This is a genomic window from Pontimonas salivibrio, from assembly GCF_002950575.1.
GTDB classification, from domain to species: domain Bacteria; phylum Actinomycetota; class Actinomycetes; order Actinomycetales; family Microbacteriaceae; genus Pontimonas; species Pontimonas salivibrio.
In genome coordinates this window covers 854,476-869,773 of record NZ_CP026923.1, presented here as the reverse complement: position 1 = coordinate 869,773, position 15,298 = coordinate 854,476, and the positions used below count along the sequence as shown (strand labels likewise).

General features: G+C 58.6%; 15 protein-coding genes. 8 read left to right on the top strand and 7 right to left on the bottom strand.

Annotation, left to right across the window (positions count from 1 at the left end):
* Positions 1–17: 17 nt before the first annotated feature.
* The 3 genes from C3B54_RS04430 to C3B54_RS04420 are packed head-to-tail and all read left to right on the top strand — an operon-like array spanning position 18 to position 5,433.
* Positions 18–584 (top strand): TetR/AcrR family transcriptional regulator, encoded by a 567-nt coding sequence (locus tag C3B54_RS04430; protein ID WP_158665532.1) that lies wholly within the window; start codon positions 18–20, stop codon positions 582–584.
* Entirely contained in the window at positions 584–3,472 is a 2,889-nt protein-coding gene (locus C3B54_RS04425; RefSeq protein WP_104913421.1) for an MMPL family transporter, read from the top strand. Before C3B54_RS04430 ends, C3B54_RS04425 begins: the two co-directional genes overlap by 1 nt.
* Positions 3,469–5,433 (top strand): YhgE/Pip domain-containing protein, encoded by a 1,965-nt coding sequence (locus C3B54_RS04420; protein ID WP_104913420.1) that lies wholly within the window; start codon positions 3,469–3,471, stop codon positions 5,431–5,433. The genes C3B54_RS04425 and C3B54_RS04420 overlap by 4 nt, the downstream gene beginning before the upstream one ends.
* Here C3B54_RS04420 and C3B54_RS04415 read toward each other — a convergent pair.
* The 3 genes from C3B54_RS04415 to C3B54_RS04405 form a co-directional block, all read right to left on the bottom strand.
* Positions 5,416–5,919 carry a DUF3145 domain-containing protein gene (locus C3B54_RS04415; RefSeq protein ID WP_104913419.1) on the bottom strand — a complete coding sequence of 168 codons (504 nt, stop codon included), beginning with the start codon at positions 5,917–5,919 and terminating at the stop codon, positions 5,416–5,418. The genes C3B54_RS04420 and C3B54_RS04415 overlap by 18 nt on opposite strands.
* A 152-nt stretch (positions 5,920–6,071) precedes the next feature.
* Complete coding sequence (locus C3B54_RS04410; protein WP_104913418.1) at positions 6,072–6,890, bottom strand: DUF1684 domain-containing protein; 819 nt, start codon at positions 6,888–6,890, stop codon at positions 6,072–6,074.
* Between the two features lie 75 nt (positions 6,891–6,965).
* The gene (locus C3B54_RS04405; protein ID WP_104913417.1) at positions 6,966–7,553 is read right to left on the bottom strand and encodes a DUF1349 domain-containing protein; all 588 of its coding nucleotides are present in this window, start codon (positions 7,551–7,553) and stop codon (positions 6,966–6,968) included.
* 75 nt (positions 7,554–7,628) lie between these two features.
* On the opposite strand from C3B54_RS04405, the gene C3B54_RS04400 reads away from it, so the two are divergent.
* The 3 genes from C3B54_RS04400 to C3B54_RS04390 all read left to right on the top strand — a co-directional run bounded on the left by C3B54_RS04400 (position 7,629) and on the right by C3B54_RS04390 (position 10,301).
* Positions 7,629–8,114 carry a phosphate-starvation-inducible PsiE family protein gene (locus tag C3B54_RS04400; RefSeq protein WP_170006129.1) on the top strand — a complete coding sequence of 162 codons (486 nt, stop codon included), beginning with the start codon at positions 7,629–7,631 and terminating at the stop codon, positions 8,112–8,114.
* Positions 8,115–8,182: 68 nt separating this feature from the next.
* On the top strand, positions 8,183–9,229 hold the full coding sequence (locus C3B54_RS04395; protein WP_104913416.1) for a mechanosensitive ion channel family protein: 1,047 nt from the start codon (positions 8,183–8,185) through the stop codon (positions 9,227–9,229).
* Positions 9,230–9,287: 58 nt separating this feature from the next.
* Positions 9,288–10,301 carry a DivIVA domain-containing protein gene (locus C3B54_RS04390; protein WP_104913415.1) on the top strand — a complete coding sequence of 338 codons (1,014 nt, stop codon included), beginning with the start codon at positions 9,288–9,290 and terminating at the stop codon, positions 10,299–10,301.
* On the opposite strand, the gene C3B54_RS04385 is transcribed toward C3B54_RS04390, so the two are convergent.
* Entirely contained in the window at positions 10,298–11,284 is a 987-nt protein-coding gene (locus C3B54_RS04385; RefSeq protein ID WP_104913414.1) for a Brp/Blh family beta-carotene 15,15'-dioxygenase, read from the bottom strand. The two genes, C3B54_RS04390 and C3B54_RS04385, sit on opposite strands and share 4 nt — an antisense overlap.
* Positions 11,285–11,327: 43 nt before the next feature.
* On the opposite strand from C3B54_RS04385, the gene C3B54_RS04380 reads away from it, so the two are divergent.
* Positions 11,328–11,663, top strand: coding sequence for a lycopene cyclase domain-containing protein (locus tag C3B54_RS04380; RefSeq protein ID WP_211286345.1), 336 nt, complete (start codon positions 11,328–11,330; stop codon positions 11,661–11,663).
* Positions 11,660–11,974: a lycopene cyclase domain-containing protein gene (locus C3B54_RS04375; protein WP_104913413.1), complete on the top strand. Its 315-nt coding sequence runs from the start codon at positions 11,660–11,662 to the stop codon at positions 11,972–11,974. Before C3B54_RS04380 ends, C3B54_RS04375 begins: the two co-directional genes overlap by 4 nt.
* A 160-nt stretch (positions 11,975–12,134) precedes the next feature.
* On the opposite strand, the gene C3B54_RS04370 is transcribed toward C3B54_RS04375, so the two are convergent.
* The 3 genes from C3B54_RS04370 to C3B54_RS04360 are packed head-to-tail and all read right to left on the bottom strand — an operon-like array spanning position 12,135 to position 15,296.
* Entirely contained in the window at positions 12,135–13,232 is a 1,098-nt protein-coding gene (locus C3B54_RS04370; protein WP_104913412.1) for a ferrochelatase, read from the bottom strand.
* Positions 13,229–13,912 carry a hydrogen peroxide-dependent heme synthase gene (hemQ, locus tag C3B54_RS04365; protein WP_104913411.1) on the bottom strand — a complete coding sequence of 228 codons (684 nt, stop codon included), beginning with the start codon at positions 13,910–13,912 and terminating at the stop codon, positions 13,229–13,231. Before hemQ ends, C3B54_RS04370 begins: the two co-directional genes overlap by 4 nt.
* The gene (locus C3B54_RS04360; protein ID WP_158665531.1) at positions 13,905–15,296 is read right to left on the bottom strand and encodes a protoporphyrinogen/coproporphyrinogen oxidase; all 1,392 of its coding nucleotides are present in this window, start codon (positions 15,294–15,296) and stop codon (positions 13,905–13,907) included. Before C3B54_RS04360 ends, hemQ begins: the two co-directional genes overlap by 8 nt.
* Positions 15,297–15,298: the final 2 nt, after the last annotated feature.

Here is a 15,298-nt window from a genome sequence, read left to right as displayed (position 1 = left end):
ACTTTAGGCTCGAGGTCGTGTCCAATCACGATCACATCCTGCAGGTCTCCCTGGAGCGCTTCGCCCACCAGGGAATCGCCCACACCACGATTCAGGATGTGGCCGACCACGCCGGGTCATCCAAAGCCAACGTGCTCTATCACTTTCACAATAAAAACCACCTCGTCGATGTGGCACTCGCACCAGCACTCGAAGCTCTTTCCGCCCTGTTGGAGCGCTCCAACGAATCCGCAACCCACGACGCCGGCTCCCGGCGGGTGTTTATTGACAACTTCGTCGATTTCCTGATCAACCACCGCCTCGCCACCCACATCATCGTCGCCCACCCCTACCTCGCCGAGGAGAGTAAATCGCTTGGCCGCGCACACCAGCTGATGGCACAAATGGCTGAAATGGTGGGTGAGATGACCGATGGCGAAGAAGACCGACTGCGTTTTGGCATCGCCGTCTCAGGAGCCACCTACGCCCTGGTCTCCAGTGGCATCTTGGGGGTACCGGGGCTCGATGACGAGGCTGCCAGAGAAGGATTGCGCGAGGTGCTCGGCCAAATGTTGCGACTTGAACAGCCGGAGGCCAGCCGCTAATGGCCACTTTCCTCTATCGCCTGGGTAAGGCGAGCTACCGTCACGCGGGCCGGGTTCTCCTCGGCTGGCTTGTCGCCCTCATCGCGATTGGCGGTATCGGCTTTGGTTTCGCCGGAGCCACCGATGAGGAATTCCGTATTCCCGGCAGTGAATCTCAGGAAGCCTTTGACCGACTCGAAGCGGTTTTTCCCACTTTCGCCGGAGCATCCGCACAAGCAGTCATCGTCGCGCCAGAGGGTGAGCGGCTCACGACACCGTCGAACCGTCTCGGCATCATCGAACTCGCGACAACCATTAAAGATCTTGACGGCATCGAAGAAGCGGTGCACCCCTTTGAGGAATTCGCCGAACAGGCCCTCTCCGAGGACGCCACCACGGCGTACATCCAGATTCAATTCGAGGCGGCCGGCCCCGAAGTGACCGATGAACTCTTGACTGAGCTTCAAGCAACCAGAGCAATTGTGGAACCCCTAGGACTTCGGGTTGAATTCGGCGGAGCCGTGTTTCAAGACCAAGAGGTCGGCCTCACCATCGCTGAAGTGTTCGGTGTCGCCTTTGCGGGACTAGTCCTCATCGTGACCTTCCGGTCCTTTCGACCCGCCTGGATGCCCCTCGCGAGTGCCATTATCGGGGTGGGCATTGTGCTGGGTGTGTTGTTCTTCGCCGCCCGCGAGCTCACTATTTCCAGCTCTGGGCCACTACTTGCCGTGATGCTGGGTCTTGCAGTGGGTATCGACTACTCACTATTTATCCTCTCTAGACACCGAACGCAGTTAGCCGCCGGGGAAGACGCTGAAGAATCAGCCGGGATCGCGGTGGGAACAGCGGGAAATGCTGTGGTGTTCGCGGGAGTGACCGTGATTGTGGCCCTTCTGGGTCTTTTTGTCGTAGGATTGCCCTTCCTCAGTGTGTTGGGTGCTTCGGCCGCTCTCGCGGTGGCTATCGCCGTCGTGGCAGCCATCACCCTCCTGCCCGCCTTCATGGGTCTCGCGGGGGAAAAACTGCGTCCTCAACCGGGTTCACAAGCAGCCCGGGTGGCCGCCTACTCGGCGGACAACCCCAGTTTTGGCAGGCGTTGGGTGCGCATGGTGGCAAAGCGCCCTCTCGCCGTCACACTCATTACCGTGCTGGGCCTTGGGGCAATTGCTCTACCCGCACTGTCGTTAGATCTCAACCTTCCCGGTGGGGGTCAAGAACCAGAGGACTCCACACAGCGCCAGGCGTACGACCTCATCAGTGAAGGGTTTGGCCCGGGATATAACGGCCCGCTCCTCATCGCCGTCGACATCACCCGAAGCGAAGAGCTAATAGACGACCTGGAGGCGATGGAAGAAGACTTCGGCCAGATTCCAGGCGTGGCGTATGTCAGCCAAGGGTTCCCCTCCCCCGGTCTCGACACGGGCATCTTCCAAATCGTCCCGGAGTACGCACCCGATTCGAAGGAGACAAAAGCACTCCTGGCAGATATCCGGGAGCGCATTCCCGACTGGGAGCAGGAATACGACGCCCCGATGGCTGTCACCGGTGTGACTGCCATCGGTGTCGATGTGTCTGAGCGCATCCAAAATGCGCTGCTGCCCTTTGGCGTCGTCGTCGTCGGACTCGCCATCGTGTTACTACTCGCCGTCTTCCGATCGATCGTGGTCCCCCTGAAAGCGGCGTTGGGTTTTGCCCTCTCAGTCACTGCAGCGTTCGGAGTCGTTGTCGTGGTGTTCCAGTGGGGTTACGGGGCAGACCTGCTACACGTGACCCCTGGCCCCATTTTGAGCTTCATGCCCATCATCCTGATGGCGGTGCTCTTTGGTTTAGCGATGGACTACCAAGTGTTCATGGTCTCCGGCATGCGCGAAGTCCAAGTGCACACCGGAAATTGGCGACACGCCATCGAGGAGGGCTACTCCCAGGGTGCACGGGTGGTGATGGCTGCCGCCCTCATCATGTTTTTCGTCTTTTTCTCCTTCGTCCCAGAAGGCTCCAACACGATTAAACCCATCGCATTGGGCTTGGCGGTCGGGATTGCCTTTGACGCGTTTATCGTCCGGATGACCCTCATTCCCGCCCTGATGGCACTCTTTGGGCGAAAAGCTTGGTGGCTTCCCAACTCCTGGAACTCACGAGTGCCACAGGCGGATGTGGAGGGCGAACAGCTTCGAGACCACATCCGAGACACCCAGTGGGCGCGCCAACACCAACACCTTGCCGTCCACGCCGATTTCTTGGTCACCCAGTCGGGGCCCGAGCAGCCACTCTCACTCGAATGGGAGCCCGGTGCACGTATTGACCTGGTGGGCGAACCCCAACACACCAGTGCACTAGCCGCCACCCTTTCGGGCTATCTGCCACCCCGCTCCGGGGCGCTCCAGGTCGCAGGCCACCCTCTGCCTAGTGAATCTGGGCGCGTCGCGCGCAAAGTTTCGGTCTGGTCCAGAAGAGATGACGACCTCCTGGATGCCCTGGGAAGCGCCATCGACCAGCGATTAGCGTATGCCGGGAGTGCCGGTAGCCGATCTACTGCCTCTCGAGCCACCATCGTGCAAGACACTCTTCGACACCTCAATACCCTCAGTGGGCAACTGCCCCCAGAAACCGGGGTCATCACTCTCGATGAGAACACCAGAGCAGGGGTATTACCCAGAGCCCAACAAATCCTGGTGTGGGCGGCACTTGCGCTGGTAGATCGTGCACCGATCACCATTGTGGGCGCCGGTGATCCCGTTTCCAGCCTGGACGACCATGCCCTGTGGTGGCACGCAATCGACAGCTTTGCTGCTGAAGACCAACTTGTGGTGTTGTGTGTCCTCCCGCCGGCTCGGGCTCTGCCCTCGAATATGGCACGTCGAGTCGTCGATGTGACTCCTGCCGCACTGCAGCTGGGCGGTGTCCAATGATCAGAGACACTCGTCGCCAACGTCTGTCGTGGTGGGCCGGCGCGGTAGCACTCCCATTGATTCTCATTGCCACTCTGCTCGGTGTTGTGACCTCCGCAGACACCGCAATCGAGCGCATCCCCGTCGCCCTCGTGAACAATGACGAACTGGTGGAGCGCACCGATGACAACGGTGAGGAAGAAATCATCCTTGCTTCCAGGCCACTGGTCACCGAACTGGTCTCCAACGATGATTTTGAAGTTAATTGGGTCATTACCGGCAGCTCACAAGCTGCCGAACTCCTCGCCGCAGGCGAGGTGTATGCCGTCTTAGAAATCCCCGAGAACTTCTCTGAAGCAGTACTCTCGCTTGACACAGATTCCCCCGAACAAGCCACCTTTTCCATTACCACCGACCCCTCACACAGTTACCTCGCCGGTGTGCTTTCCGACCAGCTAGGTGCCACCATTGCCTCGACCATCAGCGCCGAGTTCGGCCGAGAAATCACCGCAGGCCTATTCACCGCCATAGTTGACCTAGGTGATGGCATCACTGAGGCGGCCGAAGGTGCAGAGGAGGTCGCCGAGGCGACCCAGGAACTCGCTGATGGTGTGAGCGATGTGAAGGAGGGTTCGGAAGAACTCGCGGAGGGAACCTCAGACCTCGCTGACGGCTACATCGAATTTGACGACGGACTGGACAAATACCTTGATGGTCTGCGAAAACTGGCTGATGGGGCGGAAGAGCTCAACCGGGGCACCAAGCAACTTCCGGCGCTGGCCGACGGGGTCGAGGCTTACACCGACGGAGTGAGCGGGCTCAGTGGAGCACTCAGCGCTTACCTTGGTGACGGCGTGGACCTGACGGCAATTACTTATACCGACGGTGAGGGAAACACTGTTTCGGACCCCACACTCGGGCAACTGAGAGGCCTGCCCGCGGTCACCGGGAACGCCGCGTTGGACAAGAAACTCGGAGACTTCATCACAGATCTCTCCACGGCTGCTGCCGGTGGGACCACCCTGGCCACAAATGTCGACACCGCAATTTCTGGTGTCCGCACAGGAATTACCGGTCTCGATGAGGGCGCAGACGCCCTGGCAGAAAACAGCTATTCCTTGCAGGAAGGCTCCGACGATATTCGCTCTGGACTGATTGACCTCGCCGATGGTGTTGAAGAGTTCGATGACGGCATCGGCGATCTCGAGGAAGGCACCGCGGAGCTTGCTGAGGGCATGGAAGAGTTTGCCGATGGGCTTTCCGATGCCGCGAGCGATATTGCTGACGAGGGATTAGAAGAACCCTCCGACTCTGAGCTCGACACGCTCCTCTCCCCCATTGGTTTCGTGCAGGACGACCGGCCGGAGAGCATCGGCTTTCAAGAAACACTCACCAGTGTGTTCGTTCCCGTCGCATTGTGGTTCGTGGCGCTCCTTGGAACACTGCGACTTCCCTCTTTGAGTCACCGAATATTGGGCTCCACGGCGACAACGGCGCGGATTGTGCGAAAGTCGCTTCTGCCGGTGCTGGGCACTGTGGCGATTCAAGCCATTGTGGCAATCGCGCTCATGCACACCCTTGGCGGCTTAGCACTTGGCGACCTGGGTTGGTCAACACTGGTGGTCTCCAGTACGGCGCTGGGGTTCACTGCGGCGCACTACTTCGTGTGGTTGTGGAAACCCCAACTACTCGCCTCACTCTCGATTGCCGCGGGGGTCATCCAAGTCATCACCCTGGGCACCCTTATTCCTTTGGAAGCGCTTCCTGGCCTCTACCAAACCTTGGGCGGCTTCAGCCCGATGGCGTGGAGTGCAGACGCCCTGATTGCCGCAATCGCCGGCGGTGATTCCGGACGCATTAGCGCCGGCGTGGCAGGACTGTTGGCGATAACCGCTGTGTCGCTCGTGCTTGCACGCCTTGTTTTGGGGCGCTTAAGGGCGCGTGCAATGCGCGAAACGCTGGGGTTAACCGACGCGGTGTAACCACACCACACGTTCGTGGTCGCCGGCGTGACGGAAGGGCTCGAGTTCTTCGTCCCAGGCTCCACCCAAGGCGAGCGTGAGCTCTTTCGCGATTTCACTGGCGTCTCCCGCGGCCACTTCGATGGCGTAGCGGACACGATCTTCCGGGATGACGAGGTTTCCCGCAGCATCCATGGGGGCAGCAAAAACACCCAGATCCGGGGTGTGCAGGAAGCGCATCCCATCAACACCAGGTGAAGCATCTTCGGTGACTTCGTAGCGCAGGTGTTCCCAACCGCGAAGCGCACTGGCCAACATCGCGCCTGTGCCGACCGGGCCATACCAGGTGTATTCGGCGCGAAGGGAACCGGGGAGTACTGGCTGGTCTACCCACTCCAAAGTGATTTGAGTGCCCAACGCACTACCCAGGGCCCACTCGATGTGTGGAGCAAGGGCGCGCGGAGCAGAATGCACAAAAAGCACCCCACTTACCGTCGGTGCCACCATGTTCTCCTCCGTTCCTGTTGGCTCGACTTCCCCATCGACCACAGAAACGCGCGAAGTGCTGTGCAGTTATGTATGTAGTGTGACACAACGCCCGCCTAAATCACAAGCGTGTGATTCTCAGGTTAGAGCCTGAGGCCGCAGTGGTCTGAGGGTTACTCCGGGTGCAAGAGCCCACCAGAGGTCGCCATCACCTGTTTCTCACCGGCACGAATGGGGAAGGGTAACCGGTTATTGGCCGGAGGTAGTGGACAGTTGTACTGGTAACTAAAGGCACACGGGGGCAATATGGCGTAGTTGAAATCCAACGTAATCGTGCCATCGGGTTGCGGGGCGCAAAAAAGAAAGCGTCCCACGCTGTACGTCTCGACACCACTCGTGGTATCAGCAAAAACCAGTTGCAGGGCGGTTCCTGCCTTAAATGCACTGAGCGTGTAGGACTCGCCCTCAAACTCGAGGACAATATCGCCAGGAACTACCTCATCGCGTGCGTTGCCGTCGTCTTTGAGATGTTCAAAGCCCACAATCGAACCACCCGGTATTTCCCTCCACGCGGCATTGAGCACCCAGTCGGGGTTGTAGTCGTAGCGATCGATGTGGGAAAAGCCGGTGGCATCATCTGATTGCTGGTCGAAGACTCGGAGGGCGAAACCAGGTTCACCCGCAATCACCGTGGCGCTCACGGTGTCAGAAAAGCGAACCTCGGATGCAGGCTTGTCACCCTTTGGTGACACTGACGCCTCACCGTCAACCAACACCCCGTCCACCGTGATGCTGTCGGAGGCCACAGCTTTCACCATTAGACCAGGCTCACCATCGGGCCGGGGTGCCCACACACCGGGAGCAGCCCAGACGGTTTGTTCGTCAGTCACCCACTGGGTATTCACTAACGCTAACGACCCTTGGGGACTAAGCGCTGCCTGGTGGCGCCGCTCAGCGAATGTGGCGTAACGGGCAACGGCCTCTTCGGTCATTCTCAACCTCACTCTGTGGTGTGCTGTTCTCAGGCTATGCCAGGCGTGAAGGACACGGGCGGTTCACACGCCCGACTAATCCTCGCCATGCAAGGCCGAATCGGCCGCGCCGAGACTCAACTGAGAAAAGCTGACCTCAAGACCCGCTCTCGTCGGGCTTGCCGCGTAAGGACCGGCCCACCACTGTCGGCTCGATTCGATGGGCGCCAAACGCACCAGCTGCCACGGCTCTCCCGGTCGCTTTGCTCGAATAGTCAAGGCGTCACCCATTCGACTGACCCGAAAACGAGTGATTCCTTCTGACCAGTGTGGGACCGGAGCGGCTGACCAATCAGATACCTCGCTGGTCACCACAGCGCCCAACTGGGCTGAACCGTCCGCAAACTCAATCCCACATTTAATCCAGTGAGTGGGTGCGGAAAATACAATGAGCCCGGCTTGGTCAAACTGTTTTTCATAGCGGGCCTCAACATCACATTCCATCGCCTGACCATCCGGCAGGGGCGCCAACAGGGCATGCCCAGAGTCGTGAACGAATCCGTAACTGGTGTGGCGCCACATATCGGTGGCTTCTTTCGTGCGCACCTTCAGTGCATCACGGTCCACCGCGGCGTCAGAGGGGGGATTGCGCCAACTTCCTGCGTCCCACGGGATGGTTTCCACTCCCCCAGGCTAATTGCACGAACCCTCTTCTGTTGGTCAGCAACGACCCCTAGTCTGGGGCCAGGGAGGTCACATATGACCAAGAACACAGATGTTCCACGCGACAACACAGGGATCGTCCCAAAGCGGGTACTCGACGGTATCGAGGATGTTGTGCACGCCGTGTTGGGGCTCATTTTGCTCGTTGTGGCTGTTGCCGCCGTGGGCGTCACCGTCTGGCGGGTAATCACCATCCGGCCGTTTTTTCCCAACGGAATGCTGGAAGCGATTAACGACGTGTTGTTTATCGTCATCATCTTGGAAATCATTCGCACCGTCGTCGCACGTTTCACCGACGGATTTTTCCAACTCAGCAAGTTTCTTGTCATCGGTGTGATTGCCAGCGTGCGACACATTCTCTCGGTGGGCTCGTCGCTCACACTCAATCAAGGCAAAACCACGGAGGAGTTCCAGCGCGCCATTTTGGAACTGGGCGTGAACGCCGGAGTTGTCCTCGCACTGGTGTTTGCCATTGTGCTGGTTCGTCGCTCAGAAAAAGACGCCAAGGCCAAGAGCTCCTAACCTGAGCCTTCTAGACTGGCGTTTTCTCGCACGCGCACGGTTTTACACGAAACGCTGAGGAGGACACTGTGGAGTTGTGGATTGGGATTGCCACCCAAGCGGGCATTGCCCTTGGGCTCAGCCTGGCGGTGCTGTTCATCCTGTGGCTGGTAGTAAAAATCATTGGCCGAAAAGTGCCCTGGTTGCCACCCGCATACGAAGACATCAGGCCTCGCCTTCGTTTCACCGTTGTCGTCCTGGCAAGCCTTATCAGCGTGGCGTCAATCGCCCAAAGCGACCAGTTGTGGTGGCGAATCACCACACAGGCCCTCCTCATTTTGTTGATTCTTTCGGCAGGTTTCCTGCTTCAAGAAGTGGTCAACTACTCGATTTCCCGCGTGATTAACACCTTCGAACAGGGTGACCTCAACAACGCGGACACCAGGCGAATTGCCACGCAGCTTCGTTTGCTGCGGCGGCTCGGAAATGCAGTCATTGGCATTGTCACTATTGGGTTGGCGTTATTTACCTTCCCGGACATACGTGGCCTAGGGGCGGGCGTGTTGGCTTCCGCCGGAGTCCTTGGCGTGATTGGCGGCCTCGCCGCCCAGTCGGTACTCGGCAACCTCTTCGCTGGAATACAACTCGCCTTCAGTGACGCGATCCGTGTCGGTGACGTGGTCGTCGTAGAGGGAGAGTGGGGAACAGTAGGCGAAATCACCCTGTCTTACGTTGTGGTCTACATCTGGGACGAGAGACGCCTCATTGTTCCCTCCACCTATTTCACGAGCCACCCGTTTGAAACCTGGACAAGGCACTCCCCCAAGGTGTACGGAGTGGTGATGGTGGATATGGATTGGCGGGTACCCGTCGAAGCTGTGCGTGAGGAATTCCACCGCTTTATTAACACGACCGACCTATGGGATGGGCGCACTGCGGATTGCCTTGTTACCGATGCCACCGGCGGGTATTTGCAGGTTCGGTTCGTGGCCTCTGCAGAGGATTCGAGTAAGCAATGGGCGCTGCGCTGTTTGATTCGCGAACACATTGTGGCGTGGCTGAGAGAAAACTACCCCGACGCCCTGCCCAGTACACGCGTCATTGTGGAACAAGAAACCACGCAATCGCCCAAATAACCCGAAATGAATACGCTTTTGTTACCTACACGACACATTGCTCGCCTAAAGTAGAGGTGTGGATGGAAGGGATTTTCGGAGAGTTCTCCGTGGCTACGACCCAGACGAAGTCGTCTCGGTTCTCGAGCGGCTCGATGCTGAGCTCGCTCAGGTGCGCGCTCAGCTTGAAGAGACTGAGGCCGCCTACACCCAGTTGCGCCTGAACGCAGCCAAACAGGTAGAGGATGCTGGTGCTGAAGCCAACGCTGTTCTTGCAGCCGCTCGCACCGATGCAACCAGAATCCGGGAAGAAGCAAACCAAGAATCTGAGCAACGCCGAAACGCCGCCGAGGTTGAGGCGAAAGCTCTCGTCGCAGAAGCGCACCGTCAAGCCGCCGAGAGCGACCGTCAATCCCAGGAGCGCATTGACAAAGCCAACAAAGAAGTCACCCGCGCGGAAAGCCGTGCCGAAGAAATTGTGCGATTCGCGAACTCCCGAGCCGAAAAGCTGAAGTCTGAAGCGTCAGAAATTCTTCGTACCGCGGAAGAACGGGCCCAATCGTCGGACAACCAGATCCGACTCGCCACCTTAGAGTTAGAGCGAAAAGAGGCTGAGGTGCGCGACCAGGCTGACGCCTACGCAAGAAAGACTTACCTTGAAGCCGATCGTTATTCCCAGTCAACCGAGCGGCGGAGCCGTGAGCTCCAAGCCCATGCCGAACAAATCGTACGGGAGGCAAAACGGCGGGCCGAAGAAATCGCCACCCAAGCCATGGACTATGCGAAACGCATCCTGGGTGACGCCGTCGACCAAATGAACCAGGTGAGCCAAGATGTGAGCGGCTCAATGGCGGTTGTGAACAGAATGCGGCGCTCCGTCACCGAACAACTTGAGCGAGTCAACCAAATGGAGCCCCCCACACAAAGCCTCACCGACGATGCCGGCGTGAGCTCCGTAGACGCCTTCATTCAGCTGTCGCAAGTCGAAGCGACCATTGACGAGAATTTCCTGGCTGAGGACACCCATCCGGAAAGCGATTCAGACGACGACGAAGCTGACGGCGACACCGAATCGGAGTCGAAAACCTCTTAACGTCGAGCCATCTGGGGTAATTCGCCAGCGACTGCGAGTGCTCTCTTATCGAGCCGCCAGGTGAGAGCCATATGCGGAACGGTGAGGGCCCAGACGATCACCAACACAATCCACAGGTAATCACGCTCAAGCGTTCCGCCGGTGATCATGGTGATGGCCACGGCCACCACCATGGTGCCGAGAAGCGCAGGAAGGCCCGGTAGGACGGCTTTCACAAACCCGGCGGCCGGTGAATGATCTTTCGCGTGAGTAATGGCGTCCGGCATTTCTAAGACCAAACGAGCAGTGTGACGCTGCGCGTGCCAAAAACCGAAATACACGGCAAAGGCGACAAGGGGTGGCGAGAGTAGCGCCAGCGCACCCAGTGCAATCACGTCTAGGGCATCCCGGTACTGTCGCCTCCCTGCCAGCCATATGACGCCCACAACCCCGGCGAGAAGGCTAAGCCACAGCACGTAGGGCCCCGCGCCTTGATGCCATTGCTGAAGAACGGGGTTCACAAACTCCAGCGCATCGTCTGCTTGATCACTGGTTAACGGCACGACAACCGGTAGTGCCCCTGCGGGTATTGCGTACACCCACCAGGGGGCCTGTCTCTTGGGGGGTGACTGGGAGCGTGAGAGTTCTTTCAGAAAAGCCGCATCACCAATGCCGAAATGTACGGCACTCATCAACACCACAAGTGCAAACCCCAACACATTCCAGGTCAAAATCGCTAAGACAGCGAGGGCGACCACTGAGAGGTAAGCAACGATAAAAAGGGCCATCCGGGCCGGTTGCATACCCGGCACTGTGACCACATGATCCATCGCCCCGTGGGGAATACCCACGGCAAGAGCAATGACGGCCAGCCACACTTGCCAGTCGGCAGAACCGCCCACCCCCAAGGCAAGCAAAATCCCAGAAACCCCTGCTGTTGCGAGGGCCGCCGCCGTCGACACATCGCGAGTTCGCCGGAAAAGGGTAACTACGGAGTCGTGCATGATTCCAGCTTAATCTTCGGGCATTGCAGGGTAATGTGTGGGGGTGCTCGAATGGTCCTACATGGCGATGTTGGGCTTCGTGCTTCTCGCTTCTGGTTGGCTTGAGTGGGCCTTTGACTTGAGGGTTTATCGCCGGCCCGGTCGCCTATTCGCTACGGTAGCCGTCGCGGCACCGCCCTTTATCCTGTGGGATGCGTGGGCCATTTCTGAAGGCCACTGGTTTTTTGACCGGTCCCAAATGTTGGGCATTGTGGGGCCACTCAACGTCCCCCTTGAGGAATACCTCTTTTTCATTATCATCCCCATTGCCGCGGTATTGACACTTGAGGGCGTGACCCGCTTTTTGGAGATTCTGCGAGCTCGAAGGGCAGCCTCGTGACCTACACAATGCTCGCGGCAACGGGCGTCGCGGTCGCCGTTATTCTGGATCTTTTCATTCTGCGCACCAAGTTGCTTACCCAGGGCCGCTTCTGGTTTGCCTGGGTGATCCTCGTATTTTTCCAAGTACTTACAAATGGTTGGTTAACCGGCCGTGGAATCGTTCAGTACGACCCCGAGATGATTCTCGGTGTGCGCATCGCCTTCGCACCGGTCGAGGATCTCGCGTTTGGGTTTGCCCTCATCGTGGTCACCTTGGCGGTCTGGCTCACAATGAGTCCCGAACGTGAAGAAGTACCAAAGCCCCGATAGGTCTAAGGCGAACAGCGATACCGGATGCGCTGCTCTGGGCGCGCTGCTAACGGGGCCTGAAGGAAAGGGCTCCCGCCTCGCACACCCTGGGGATGGTCATTCCGGTGGTGCCCTTCATGCCAACACGCAGAGGACACCACCAGATGGAACCATGTGTCGACTATGCGGTTACTTCTGCCACGGTCGGTAACTCGCGCCGGCTGTTAGGACAACACCCCACTGCGCAAAACTCTGGCCATGGCCCAAGCGGTGATAGCGCCACTTTCTCTGCTCCGGCGAGCCGCTCGAGGAGAAGATCGCAGATGCCATCAACAAAGGCTTCATGTGTCCCCGCTGTGGCCGTCCTGGCAAACCAGAGACCTTCTACATCAGCGGTTTCTTTCGCTTCGTTGTCGAGGTCCCAAATGACTTCGACGTGGTCGCTCACAAAACCTAGAGGCGACACCAACACGGCTTTTTTGCCGCGAGCCTTGGCCTCACGAATGGCGTCATTCACATCGGGTTCCAACCAGGGAACGGATGGGCTTCCACTACGTGACTGGTAGACCAGCTCCCATTCGGGTGCGACCTGACCTCGACGCTCCACTTCGTTAATCACCAACGCGGCGGCGGCCAGGTGTTGTGCAGCATATGCACCGCCTGGTTGTTCGAACTCGCCGCGCCTCGCCGGTGGGCCACTGGTTTCGCCCATGGTGTTCGGCACAGAGTGGGTCGCAAACATGATGACGGCATCTTTTGGATCAACGCCTTCACTCACCATCCTCGCCAGCTGATTGGCAATATCTTCCGCCACAGGGGTCACGAAACCCGGGTGATCAAAATAGTGGCGCACTTTGTCAATCGTCATTTTGCCCAACAATTCAGTGTCCTGGAGGGCTTTGTAAAAGTTTTCGCGGTACTGCCTGCAACCCGAATAAGACGAATAGGCCGAGGTCACCCACGCCAGAACCCGACGGTGACCATCGTCATACATTTGCTGAATCACGTCGGCAAAATACGGTTCACTGTTTCGGTTACCAAAGTAAATCGGCACGTCAATCCCGCGCTCCGGAAACCTCGCACGCAAGGCGTCAAGCAGCTCGCGGTTTTGCGCGTTGATGGGGCTTACCCCACCGAGTGCCATGTAGTGGTGGGAGACATCAACCAGGCGCTCATAGGGAACACCCCGGCCGGCGGTGACTCGCTCCAGAAAGGGCATTACCTCGTCGGGACCTTCTGGTCCGCCGAAAGAGGCCAACAGGATGGCGTCATAACTCATGAAAACAACTCCCCCATTTCGTGTGTGGTCATTTTGCGTCCGGTGAAGAACGGGACTTCTTCTCGAACGTGCAGTCGGGCTTTCGTGTAACGAAGATCACGCATCATGTCGACAATGTCGTGGAGCACATCGGATTCGAGGGCGAGCAGCCACTCGTAATCACCGAGACCAAACGAGGCGACCGTGCTGGAAATGATTGACGGGTATTTGGAGCCCTCTTTGCCGTGTTCGACCAGCATTTCGCGACGCTCTGCCTCTTCCAGCAAATACCAGTCGTAGGAGCGAACGAAGGGGTAGAAACACAACCACTGCGCGGGATCTTTGCCCATCATGAAACCGGGCACATGGCGGCGGTTGAATTCGGCTGGTCGGTGCAGTGCCATGCCGGACCAGGTCGATTCGGTCAGTGCCCCCATGTCTGTGGCATCAAATTGGTGGAGAGCTTCTTGAATCTGTTGTGCTTCCGGGGCGTGTAACCACAACAGGAGATCTGCTTCACCACTAAACCCGCGAAGGTCGTAGGCTCCGCGGAGCGTGATGTCTTGGGCCGCCCAAGTGGCGACCAGCGCCTCCCAATCAGCGGCGGCTTGAAGCGGATCACTGATGCCCGATTGCACCCGATAGGCCGTCCAATTGGTGTAGCGAATAGTGTCGTTGATTTCTTCCAACGCTTCAGACACGGTGTACCTCCTGTGTGGTGTTAATTGAAGAGCTCTTGGCGATACGCAGTAGGCCGTTTCCGCTACCCACTCCGCCACGAATGTCAATACCTCGGGCGGCTGCCAGGGTTTTTAGGAACGAGACGTGCTCGCTAAAGCCTGGGCGTGGGCGCATCAACACGTCACTCCAACTGTGAAACGCCATCTCGCGCACAGCCTCCTCGGGTACGGCCAGGACACGCCAAAGGGCGTCCGTGACAGCCTGCCGCTCAGCATCCGAGCCGCGCACCGAATCGTCACCGCCTGGAACACCCTGGGAGTGATTGTGGTGCAGGCTCAATCTGATGATGTGCCGGTTGGCGGGTAACACCTGTGAGAGCCAGGCCCATTTGGCGTTCACGTGCGTGAGGGCTTTCACTCCGACCCCCACCTCATCGGCAATGAGGGCACCAGAGCCAACAGGAAAACTATTGAGCGTGTCGTCGTCAACACTGACGATGCACACGCGGCTCTTGACGGGCTCTAAGGCCTCCAGCATGGGCAGTAAGTCGTCGTGTTCACCCAACAGGTTGCGCAGTGCCGATGGTCCCACAGCGAGGGTGACCCGTTGTGCAGTGAAGGGCACTGAGGCATGCACCAGGTGGCCACCGGCCACCGAAGTGATTGCCGACACGGGAGTGGAAAGGTGAACAGGGATATCTCGGTCGGCCAAGCGTTGGGCCAACACCTCGGCCAACTGGTGCAGGCCGCCCCGGAGCGACTGGACGGCTTGGCCCATGGAGGGCCCGTTCGCCCGAAGGGTGGACGCTGCCTCTAAGAGCGAACCGCATGCTTCAGCTCTGGCGAGCAATTCGGGAAACACCGCTTTGGCCTCAAGCGAATCGGGGTGTGTTCCAAAAACCCCATAAATCACGGGGGCCACAAGGCGATCAAGAACAGGGCGACTGAGGCGAGAAACCACCACGTCGGACACAGACCAGCCAGCCCAGTCAGGAATGGGCTGCGAGTCATTCTTCGCTACCTCTGCCAACTCACCCGCGTCACACAAACCACTCTGTGAAAGAGTGTCGATTCCTGCCGGGATTCCCATTACGCCCCGCGGGACTGGCTCGGATGATTGGGCCAGGACAATTCTGGGCGGAGTGGGCTCCGGGGAGACAATGTCGCTAGCCAGACCCCACGACACGAGCAACTCAGTGACATCTGGGGTCACCACAGAAAACGATTCTGCCCCCACGTCAACGGTCACTCCATCAAGTTCGTGCCCGCACAGCGCCCCGCCCATGCGATCGGAAGCTTCGAGTAGGACAACGCTTTCGCCAGCGGCGTGTGCCTCCAAAGCGGCCAGCACACCCGAAAAACCGGCGCCGATGACGACTCGGTCGACCTGTGTCGTAGAGGACATCT

Bases quoted from the DNA above. Each gene is read 5' to 3' on its own strand.
- C3B54_RS04420 (WP_104913420.1), top strand. From the start codon at position 3,469: ATGATCAGAGACACTCGTCGCCAACGTCTGTCGTGGTGGGCCGGCGCG.
- C3B54_RS04360 (WP_158665531.1), bottom strand. From the start codon at position 15,296: ATGTCCTCTACGACACAGGTCGACCGAGTCGTCATCGGCGCCGGTTTT.
- C3B54_RS04410 (WP_104913418.1), bottom strand. From the start codon at position 6,890: ATGACCGAAGAGGCCGTTGCCCGTTACGCCACATTCGCTGAGCGGCGC.
- C3B54_RS04415 (WP_104913419.1), bottom strand. From the start codon at position 5,919: ATGGTGGCACCGACGGTAAGTGGGGTGCTTTTTGTGCATTCTGCTCCG.
- C3B54_RS04425 (WP_104913421.1), top strand. From the start codon at position 584: ATGGCCACTTTCCTCTATCGCCTGGGTAAGGCGAGCTACCGTCACGCG.
- C3B54_RS04400 (WP_170006129.1), top strand. From the start codon at position 7,629: ATGACCAAGAACACAGATGTTCCACGCGACAACACAGGGATCGTCCCA.
- C3B54_RS04385 (WP_104913414.1), bottom strand. From the start codon at position 11,284: ATGCACGACTCCGTAGTTACCCTTTTCCGGCGAACTCGCGATGTGTCG.
- C3B54_RS04370 (WP_104913412.1), bottom strand. From the start codon at position 13,232: ATGAGTTATGACGCCATCCTGTTGGCCTCTTTCGGCGGACCAGAAGGT.